This is a genomic window from Okeania sp. SIO2F4 (genome assembly GCF_010672385.1).
Taxonomy (GTDB): domain Bacteria; phylum Cyanobacteriota; class Cyanobacteriia; order Cyanobacteriales; family Microcoleaceae; genus Trichodesmium.
In genome coordinates this window covers 1-10,168 of record NZ_JAAHGT010000296.1, presented here as the reverse complement: position 1 = coordinate 10,168, position 10,168 = coordinate 1, and the positions used below count along the sequence as shown (strand labels likewise).

Sequence of the window (10,168 nt, the reverse complement as noted above, 5' to 3'; positions counted from 1 at the left end):
AATTAATAAAGCCACTCTTTCAAAAACATCAATTTTCTTTTCAATTTTTCGGAAAAATTTCTTAAACTATATGTCTGATAAATATCTCCCCGACAGTAACATACCATTTCTTCAAAATTATCAAAATCAATATCTGTTTTCAATTCAATTAGTGACATTTCCTGAAAAGCACGTTCTAAACTTGCCTTAGATATTGGATAATAATTACCTTTTTGTAGAATTTCTGCAAAACTCTGAACTACTTTAGTTTTCATTGTGGCGAGTTCTGATTCAGAATAATCAACAATATATTTAGTATTTGCATCTGGATTAAAAGGCGCATAATTTTCCTTTAATATTTCCAGTTTTTTATGGAATTTGAAATGATAATATGCCAGTAAAATAGAACAAAAATCTCTAAATTTTTGTAGAGAATCTTCAGGTAATTTACCATCTTTAATACAAAGTTCTATGATATCTCGCCGAGAATAAGGAATAAATGCTTCCCTATCTTGATAAACTGTCATAATTGTATACCTAAATTATATATTAGGATATATTTTACCAATTTTTTTTCCACATAAAAACTCGATCATACTTGACAAAATTATGAAAATATGTATAAATTGGAAAAATGTTATCACCTTAATACAAAGGTTAAGCATAAAGATAAGTAAGCATTCAAGCATCAGCTATTAGCTAGCCTCTTGCAGAGGAACTGGGTTATCAGCTATTGATGAGAGGGGGAGTTCATTAATGGATAATGGATAATGGATAATGGATAATTACCTCTGGTTGAAACAAATGCGGGAATTGAATACAAGGAAATACTATTTCTTCTGTTGGTCGATTGGAGGCAAGCTAGGAGATATCGCCATCCCATCCTGACGGAATGCTCCGCTTGCCGACCGCTCTCTTGGTTGATTGGAGGCAAGCGAGGGGACCTCGCCATCCCTCAACCGCTTTTTTCCCCTATCCAAGGGGAGGCAGAGTAAGCTGAATTATTTAATTAATAATTAATAATTATTAATTATTCGGTAAAAGCAATTGAGAAATTGAGATAGAATTAAAAATTACTACCAAAGTACACTCCTTTAACGTTAATCAAGAATTATCCATTATTTGCTAATAGCTGATTGCTAAAAGCTTAATGCTTACTAAAGATCAAATACAAATATATAAAATAATCATCATTTAATAAAATGAATCCAGAAGCAACTTTAAATCAACTTAAAGAAGCCAGTCCGGAAGGAAAACTCCCCTCTAGTTATGGAGTTTATTTCAAAAATACATTAGTAGCTCTATGTCATGCTTTAGAAGACCACATATTACAAACTTGCAATATACAACCGGAAGCTAAACCATTAGTTTTAGTAACATTTCAACAAGGAAAATGGTATCTGCAAGAAGCAGATCGTTACCAAGAAATAGCTCAATCTAGCCGTCACATTGTTATTGGTGCAGTACCAGATAGTGGATTATCTACACATCCTACAAGTAAGTTAGAAAATGTCTCTTTAGTTAATCTTGAAACAACTGATAGTCTGGTTAATGAATGGAATTTAATCATACTAGCTCCAACTTATAAAGCTATGGTACTTTGCCATGAACTGTCTGAAGATGAATATTTACCCCACGGTAAACCAACTGTAGACATAGAAAGAAAATTCTACGGTTTATGGACGTTTGATCGGAACTTAGTGGCAAAAGCAGCAGAAATACTTACAGAAAGATGTCGCCCCTATAATCCTGCACTAGCAGATACAATTCAAAAACAACATCAGGAAATTCTCAAGACTGAAGGTGTAGCACCCACAGATATGAGTGATGTAGTTTCTAGAATAGTTTCTTACCTGCAAACAACTCAGGAACAAATGATTGCCATAAATAGACAAACAAGAGAACTTTGGGAATTAGAAGGTCAAGCATTACGAGTGAGTCGCAACCTCAATGCTAACAAATTGCAGGCATTTTTACGGATGGCACAGAAAGTAGACGAGCAAGATGAAACAAACCCCATTGCATCTCTACAAGTAGCAGCTTTATCTGAAACTTTAGGGCAAATGTTAGACTTACCAACCCTGAAATTGCGACGTTTGCGGTTAGCAGGATTATTGTTTCGAGTCGGATTAGTTTCAGCACCAAAAGAAGTATTTACGAAAACACCTGATGAATTAGACGATAAAAGTTTAAATTTCTGGCAGGAAAAGAGTGTGCTTGGCGCTCAATTATTAGCAGCAATGCCAGAATTAGCACCAGTCACTAAAATTATTGCTCATCACTTGGAATACTGGGATGGTAGTGGTAAACCAGATGGTCTCAGGGCAGAAGAAATACCTATAGAATCTCGTATTCTGAGTTTAGTCTCTTACTTCCAAGAGCTGACACAACCACGAGGTAAACGCGCTGCTCTTAGTTTAGGAGAAGCGCTAGAAAAGTGTAGCGATCGCAGTGGTACTTATTTTGACCCTACGTTAGTAGAAACTCTCAGCAATGTCATTCGATTAACAGAAATGGGTCTGATGGAATTACCTGAAAGGCCACGTCAATTACCTAATGTGTGGTTAGAAGAAGCAATTAGTGCAAAAGCATCAGTACATTGAATTCCTTTAAACGCAAAATTTAATAGACAAGTGGTATAGCAATGCTCAATAGATTGCAAAATTTTGTGGTAGGGGTTTGGTTTCTAAATCTCCCTTTGTTTTTGGGTGTGGAGACCAAACCCCCACAGTTTTTTTCTGAAACGTTATAGTTTTTTAAAAGAATATATAGTACCATTGCGTAAGTCCTATGATATATTAAACTAGAAATTGTTGAACTTACTTAGTATAGCTATAAATATGATTGCAGCAGAATCAAAACAAAACAAAACAAAAATCACAAAAGTTACCTCCTTCGCAGCAATTAATGAGTGTCAGCTCACTAAAGATAAATCCCTACACTCCTTAATAGAAATTAATCCTGGAGAAATTATCAGTGAATTTGGCTCAAAAGAAGTTCTGGATACTCCTAATTATTTAACCGTCCAAATTAGCGATAGCGAACATATTATGCTCGCTCCAGAGTTTTTGCAATACATCAATCATAGTTGCAGTCCCAACGTTTTTTTCGACACTACAAATATGGTAGTTATGGCACTACAAAAAATAGAAATAGGAGAAGAATTTACATTCTTTTATCCATCAACAGAATGGTCTATGGATCAAGGATTTGATTGTCTTTGTCAAAGTGAAAATTGTCTAGAATATATTCAAGGTGCTGCTCATTTACCGCCAGAAATTTTGAGAAAATATAAACTTTCCCAGTACATAGAACAAAAACTAGAAAATTAGCATCAGCATATACCCCATAAATCCTGCTACTGAGAACAATCCAACTCTCATAAAAAATGTTATCGCTCTTCGTGGAAATTCTACTTAGGGCGATAATCACTAAATTGTTACTTATTTCAATTCAATGGCTACTAAAAATTTAGCTCTCAGTGAGTTGACAGGAAAAACTTATACCGAAATTGTTTTTAACCAAGTTTGGGGTAAAGTAGAAACCTATCGAGCAACTCACCCACAAAAAGAAATATTTATGATGGCTTTTGGTGACACCACTCAACCTTTGCCATCTACAGTAGTAAAGGCTATGGTAGAAGCTGCAAATCGCTTAGGCGATCGCCAAACTTATACTGGTTATGAAGATATTACCGGAAATCCAGCCCTAAGATCGGCAATTTGCACCGACTATTATCAAAAAAAAATGGGAGTCGAAATAGACTCATCCGAAGTTTTTATCAGTGATGGTGCTCAATCAGTTTCCGTCAACATTCAAGAACTATTTGCTCCGGATAATATAGTAGCGGTACAAAACCCAACTTACCCGTCTTTTGTAGAAGGAACTTTACTTGCAGGTCGTCCATTAGTAAACTTGCCTTGTCTTGAGGAAAATAATTTTGTACCCAAGCCGCCAGAGGAAAAAGTAGACTTAATTTATCTTTGCTTTCCGAATAACCCCACAGGAGCAGTTGCTACTACCGAACAGCTAAAATCTTTTATTGACTATGCCAAAAGTAACCAAGCTGTAATTATTTTCGATGCGGTGTATAGCCCTTTTATTACAACTCCAAATATACCAAAGAGTATTTATGAAATTGAAGGAGCTAAAGAATGTGCTATTGAAATTGGCAGTTTTTCCAAATGGGCTAATTTTACAGGTTTAAGAGTCGGATGGTGCGTTATTCCTCAAGCGCTAAAGATTAAAAATACAGTGCCAGGAGAATTAAATAATTTGTGGCAGATTCGTCATGCTGTTAAATTTTGGGGTACTGCCAATATTGCCCAACATGGAGCGATCGCTGCTTTATCTCCAGCAGGGCAACTAGAATGTCAGGAGGTGGTAAACTATTACTTGCAAAATGCTCGCTTGCTCCGAGATGGTTTAGCAGCAACAGGACTAGAGTGTTTTGGTGGAATTGATAGTCCTTTTGTTTGGGTAAAAGCTCCTGAAGGTTTGTCATCCTGGCAGTTTTTTGAAAAAATGTTGGAGTCAAAGGGAATTGTTGGAGTCCCTGGTTCTGTGTTTGGCGATAATGGAGAAGGATACTTACGTTTAGTGGCATTAGGACAGAGAGAGGAGATTCAAGCAGCCGTCAAAAATCTATCAGGACTTACGCACTCAAATTAGTAAGTATCTGCTGTTTTCGCCTTGGGAAAAAATCAAAATAAGGATTTGAATTATGAGTGTCATTGAATTTGACCAATATCCAATAATTGAATTGGATGAACCGGAAGCCGATCTTATTGAGAAAGTAGGAAATTACCTGAATCAGTTTGGTTTTTTGTGTGTTAAAGATCCAATTGAAGCTAGAGTCAGAATAGATAAAGATATGGAAAATCTCCAGGATGTAGTTGATGTATATTATGGAGAAGATGCTTACACGGGTGAAGGTTCTGTGTTTCATGGAACTTATAGTCGATTTGAAACTGGGGGAAATACAGGAGTAGAGCAATACTTTGAATTTTTTTCCCATCTACTAGGGATAATTTCTCGTACCTTGGGATACCCGCAAGAATTTTTACAAGAATTTTCTCGACAAGAAAAATATGGGTTATATTTTTACGCTCCAGAGGAAGAATATGTAGAATCGATTAAAAATAGTAATCGGGAAGAAATTGTAATTTCACCTCACAAAGATAGATCGTTGATTACCCTTGTAATTTCAATAAAAGGATTGGAAGGCTATACCCAGGAATATGGTTGGTTTTCTATGCCAGATCGAGAAGGATACTTAATTGTTCAAGGAGGTACGCTTTTGCAGAAAATAACTCAGAACAAAATCAAAGCAAACATTCACCGAGTTAGAGGACATGATTCTTCAAAAGCATTATTTTGGAGTAATTTAGTACCGATTTAAGTAATATTAGGGCTTAGGCAGAAACCGGGTTTATTGGCGCAATTGGATGAAATGATTATGAAAATATTACCGAACTCTTAAGGTATAAAGCCTCTCCATTCATGGAGAAAAAAGCGGTCGAGGGATGGCGAGGTTTCCTCGCTTGCCTCCAATCGACCAAGAGAGCGGTTGTTTGCGGAGCAGTCCGTTAGGATGGGATGGCGAGGAGACCTCGCTTGCCTCCAATCAACCAAGAGAAGAAAAAAAATTCCTTTTAGGCAATCCTATCCGTTATAAGAAGAGGTAATTATTAATTATTAATTAATTCGGGTTTAAAGCCGACCCTTGAAAGGGGAAAAAAAGAAATTTTTTCCTTCTTTGTCAATCCTCTCCCTAAAAGGGAGAGGTAATTGTTAATTGTTAATTGTTAATTGCTGAATAAATAAGCTTTAACTATGGCAGTATTAATACTTACAGAAATTGACCCGACAGATTTATGGTTTGCCGAATTAATTGACCAATTGCAGAACCGCAAGCCCGATTTAGATTTGCGAGTCTGGCCAAAATACGGGAAACCCGAAGAGATTGAGATTGTTCTGGCCTGGAGGCCACCACCAGGGGTAATGCAAAGATTTCCTAATCTGAAGTTAATTATGTCTCTAGGAGCTAGCGTAGAAACCATTTTAGAAGACCCCGATTTACCCAAACATATTCCGATCGCCCGTCTCGTCTCTGAAAGCAAAACATTGCAAATGGTAGAGTATGTTACTCTAGCTGTTTTGATGTTTCAACGACGTTTTATAGAGTATCAAACATTGCAGCGATTGGGACGCTGGGAATATCTATCTGTAGCAGATTCTAGCTTATTTACAGTTGGAGTTTTGGGGTTGGGAGTTTTAGGTTTAGGAGTGGCAAAAAAGCTTGCAGATATGAACTTTCCTGTGCGGGGATGGAGTAGAAAACGTAAAACAGTTGCTGGAATAGAATGCTTTCACGGGCGCGAAAAATTAGAGCTTTTCCTGAGTAAATGCCAAGTGATTATCTGTCTGCTACCATTAACGCCAGAAACCAAAGGTATTCTCTGCCATGAAACTTTTTCAGCTTTACCTTCAAGGGCTTGTATAATTAACGTTGGTAGAGGCCAACACTTGGTAGAAGCAGATTTATTGAGTGCCTTAGATTCGGGCCAAATTGCTGGTGCGTGTTTGGATGTATTTGATACTGAACCTTTGCCTATAGACCATCCTTTTTGGTCTGATTCGCGTATTATAGTGACTCCCCATATCGCTGCTCCTGGTTTGCCCAAGGAAGTAGCTGATCGTGTTCTAGACACAATAGATTCCAGTTTAGAAGGAAGACCTTTGGAGTATTTAATTGACTGTGACAGAGGCTACTAAAAAGGATTTTAATTAAAACCCAACACCTAACATCTAAAATTAATAAATATGAATGAAGACCTTTGGAGTATTTAATTGACTGTGACAGAGGCTACTAAAAAGGATTTTAATTAAAACCCAACACCTAACATCTAAAATTAATAAATATGAATGAATTAACATCTATTGACATTTCAGCTATTCGTGCAGGTAAAATTAAACTTTTGGCAAATGCTCACCTCCCTGGTGCAGACTTAACAGGAGCTCAACTTTCAGAAGTAGACTTCGATCAAGCTCACTTGGTTGGAGTTAATTTTGCTGGTGCAAATCTACAGAAAGCAAAACTAAGGGCTAATCTTCGGGCTGTAGATTTTACTGGTGCTGACTTGAGAGGAGCAGACTTTCGTAATGCAGATTTAAGGGGTGCTATTTTTATCGATGCTCAACTTAGAGAAGCTAGCTTTGCAGGAGCATTCTTAAATGGAGCTATCTTTAATGATTTAGACCTCAGTGGTCTTGATTTTCGTGGAGCTGACTTACGAGGAGTTAATTTGATTAGAGCAAATTTGTTTCAAGCCGAGTTTAGTAGTGCTAATCTTTCTGGTGCAGACTTATCCCAGGCAGATTTAGAAGAGGCTAATCTAAGTGGGGCAATACTCCGAGGCACAAACTTACAAAGAGCCAATTTGCTCTGTGCTTTACTAGAACAGACTGACTTAACTGGGACTTTATTAACTGATGCTTGTGTCCAAGGCACACCTCTTGATTAAGTCAAGTTAAAAATCAAAGGTCAAAAGTCAAAAGTTTGATTTTCTTATCTACCCCACCTTTTGTACGGATAACTACACCATGTTGCAGGTTCAAGAAAGTGACTTTGCTACATATCCTCTTGGTGGAATGGTGGAAAAATATCAAAGTATAAAGTAGTTCTCAAACTCAAACATTAATCTATAGATAAATCCTATAAGGGTCTACCTATTTAGAGTAACTCATGTACTTCCTTTTGTTATCAAAAAACTCACAGTGAAGCTTATTATGTACATAAGTACAAGTAAAGTTTACAATTATTCACAAAATGGTTATAATATCTGCGAAGGTACATATTGAAAAATTATGGTGACGGCATTGTTTACGAGTACACCAATGCAAAATCAAAGTGGCGATCGCCTGGTAAGCAAGGTAGCAGGAACAGCAATTGCAGCCCTGTTTAAAAGCTCCGATCAAGTCGAAGCCAATGTCCGCGCCGAGCCAGTGGCCAAACTCTTACAGGGTAGTCTGGATGGGTTTGATTTCATAGGCAAAGGAATGCAGATGTATAATGGCCTTCGCATCGAAGTCATGGAACTTTACCTACAAGCTATATCAATAGACTTCAGTGCAATTTTTACAGGTAAAGTAAAACTCAAGCAGCCTATCCAGGCCACTATGAGGACAGTATTAACTGAGTCAGATTTGACCACCTCTTTCAATACCCCATTTGTGGTAGAGAAACTCCAAAGGCTCCAATATCAGGGACAACCCCTACATTTCCAAAACACTCAAATGACTATTACTGAAGATAGAGCCTTAAGACTAAATACTCAAGTCGGAGTAGGAAGTTCAAATCAACCTATAGACGTTGATTTTACTGCTAACATCGAAGTGGAGGAGCGACGCAAAATCAAATTTGTCAATGTCAAATATAATGGTAATCAAGAGTCAGTAGACCTAGGTAAATCTCTAATAGATCATGTCAATAACTTACTAGATTTAGATAAATTTGCCATAGAAAATACTCAACTGCGAGTAGATCGGCTACGAATAGGAAAAGATAACATTACATTCTACGGTATAGCTAAAATCGATCAATTCCCCAGTGGAGTTAAAAAGAAATAGGATTAATTAAATTGATGTAACAATATATTTTGCTTGTAGGGACGTTGGCTTAATGTCCCTACAATTAGTTTATTGTCCTGAAAATAGCTCTAAGCCTAGCTATTTTCATCCTGATCGACTTTAGGAACATAATCAGGACGTTGGGTATCTTCCCAACCAGGAGGACGTTTAGAATTATACCAAGCAATTGAACCAATAGTCACAGCAGCCACAAAGCCTACTACTACAACTGCTATCGGAATCCATAGATCGCCTTGTACCATATTAAATCTTCCTATTAAATTTTTATTTGATCATCATTAATATTATCTCACGGTATGGAGAAGTTGAAAGAAAGAAAAATCTACTATAGCAATCCGTGCATAGGTTGCGGGTAATCAAAAAGTAGATAAAAAAACCGAAACTCTCACCAGTTAAGTGTTAAGTCTTCCCTCACAGGAGTGCGCGTTCCCTCTGTTGGTCAGCATTCCCTCTCTTGGTCGGCGTTCCCATGGCGCACTTCGGAGCGGCTCTGAAAGAGCGGGAAACCTCGCCGGGTTACCGCTTGCGCCTGCCGGCGGCGCGGGGTCTGACCGCTTGCGTCTGTCGCACCCCGCGGGGTCGCACCGCTGTTCCCTAAAAGCGGTAAGATTTTTATATACGAATAAAATAGGATTGCTATATTATTTCTAGCCCAGTATTCTACATATATTGGTCTTTTGTTTTCATCACTGTCACTCAGGTCGAGGACTGTGTAATAGATACGTCGTTCATTGTCCATAGCAAAGGCAATTACCGTACCTTTGTGTTGCACTAGGGTGGGATATTTGTAGGTCTTGTCTTCATAGGATTTGAGGAAATTATCAAATATAAAATTATCAAATATATTTTGATTACTCATAAGATTTTTGTAGTTTATTTACACAGTCAAAGTACATCTTTTGAGCTTTCTTCTGATTATCTTAATTTTTTTTGATCATAAATTAAATGCAGGGGATTACCTCTTGTGGTTGCCCTATTACCCAGATGGGTGGGCATGGGGGATCATCCTTACCAAGGCTAAAATAATCTATGACTAATACCAATTCCCAACAATAGACATCTCCAGAAAAGAGGGAATAGGGAACACTTAACACGGAGAAGTAGTTTATTAGACATCTCCGAAAATAGTCAAACACTTAATATAACTATCTTTTGATGAGCGATCGCTACCTGCTGTCGATAGTTAATTTTTACGATAAAATCAGTGTTCCAGATACTTACTATTATAAACTATCTCAAAAGTAGCCATGCCACTGAACTGATTTATATCTAGAGTAAGGAGGATTTACTACTACAAAATCAATGTACCTATTCGTAGTCGCACAAGACCACAAATAGTCATAATTATTTGCTCATATTTTTCTGGCTTTAATCTAAATCTTTCTTGGACTACTCTGAAAATTTTGATCAACAGGACTTACGGAAGTACGCTATATATAGTGTTTAAGAACTATGTTCTGTCTGTATTTAGTTAGTAAATTTGAGCAGTGTCCAAAAACTATGTTATACTGTCGCCATAGTTGGTTGCATAAAGTAG

The 10,168-nt window shown here is 37.2% G+C and carries 10 protein-coding genes; 7 read left to right on the top strand and 3 right to left on the bottom strand.

Features of this window, described 5'->3' with window-relative positions; genetic code table 11:
* Window positions 1-2 precede the first annotated feature (2 nt).
* Window positions 3-506 carry a hypothetical protein gene (locus tag F6K22_RS19035; protein ID WP_293101151.1) on the bottom strand — a complete coding sequence of 168 codons (504 nt, stop codon included), beginning with the start codon at window positions 504-506 and terminating at the stop codon, window positions 3-5.
* A 675-nt stretch (window positions 507-1,181) separates the two neighbouring features.
* On the opposite strand from F6K22_RS19035, the gene F6K22_RS19030 reads away from it, so the two are divergent.
* From F6K22_RS19030 to F6K22_RS19000, 7 genes are all read left to right on the top strand, one after another.
* Window positions 1,182-2,582, top strand: coding sequence for an HD domain-containing phosphohydrolase (locus tag F6K22_RS19030; protein WP_293101148.1), 1,401 nt, complete (start codon window positions 1,182-1,184; stop codon window positions 2,580-2,582).
* A gap of 237 nt (window positions 2,583-2,819) precedes the next feature.
* Complete coding sequence (locus F6K22_RS19025) at window positions 2,820-3,311, top strand: SET domain-containing protein-lysine N-methyltransferase (protein ID WP_293101145.1); 492 nt, start codon at window positions 2,820-2,822, stop codon at window positions 3,309-3,311.
* A 124-nt stretch (window positions 3,312-3,435) separates the two neighbouring features.
* On the top strand, window positions 3,436-4,650 hold the full coding sequence (locus tag F6K22_RS19020; RefSeq protein ID WP_293101142.1) for an LL-diaminopimelate aminotransferase: 1,215 nt from the start codon (window positions 3,436-3,438) through the stop codon (window positions 4,648-4,650).
* A gap of 52 nt (window positions 4,651-4,702) precedes the next feature.
* Window positions 4,703-5,380: a 2OG-Fe(II) oxygenase family protein gene (locus F6K22_RS19015; protein WP_293101139.1), complete on the top strand. Its 678-nt coding sequence runs from the start codon at window positions 4,703-4,705 to the stop codon at window positions 5,378-5,380.
* Between the two features lie 434 nt (window positions 5,381-5,814).
* Entirely contained in the window at window positions 5,815-6,756 is a 942-nt protein-coding gene (locus F6K22_RS19010; protein WP_293101136.1) for a 2-hydroxyacid dehydrogenase, read from the top strand.
* 146 nt (window positions 6,757-6,902) lie between these two features.
* Window positions 6,903-7,505, top strand: a complete 603-nt coding sequence (locus tag F6K22_RS19005) for a pentapeptide repeat-containing protein (protein WP_293101133.1) — start codon at window positions 6,903-6,905, stop codon at window positions 7,503-7,505.
* Window positions 7,506-7,848: 343 nt separating this feature from the next.
* On the top strand, window positions 7,849-8,610 hold the full coding sequence (locus F6K22_RS19000) for an LmeA family phospholipid-binding protein (RefSeq protein ID WP_293101130.1): 762 nt from the start codon (window positions 7,849-7,851) through the stop codon (window positions 8,608-8,610).
* 95 nt (window positions 8,611-8,705) lie between these two features.
* On the opposite strand, the gene psb35 is transcribed toward F6K22_RS19000, so the two are convergent.
* Both psb35 and F6K22_RS18990 read right to left on the bottom strand, forming a co-directional pair.
* A complete protein-coding gene (gene psb35 / locus F6K22_RS18995) occupies window positions 8,706-8,873 on the bottom strand; it encodes a photosystem II assembly protein Psb35 (RefSeq protein WP_293101128.1) in 168 nt (55 codons plus the stop codon).
* Window positions 8,874-9,070: 197 nt separating this feature from the next.
* Window positions 9,071-9,490: a hypothetical protein gene (locus F6K22_RS18990; protein WP_293101126.1), complete on the bottom strand. Its 420-nt coding sequence runs from the start codon at window positions 9,488-9,490 to the stop codon at window positions 9,071-9,073.
* Window positions 9,491-10,168: the final 678 nt, after the last annotated feature.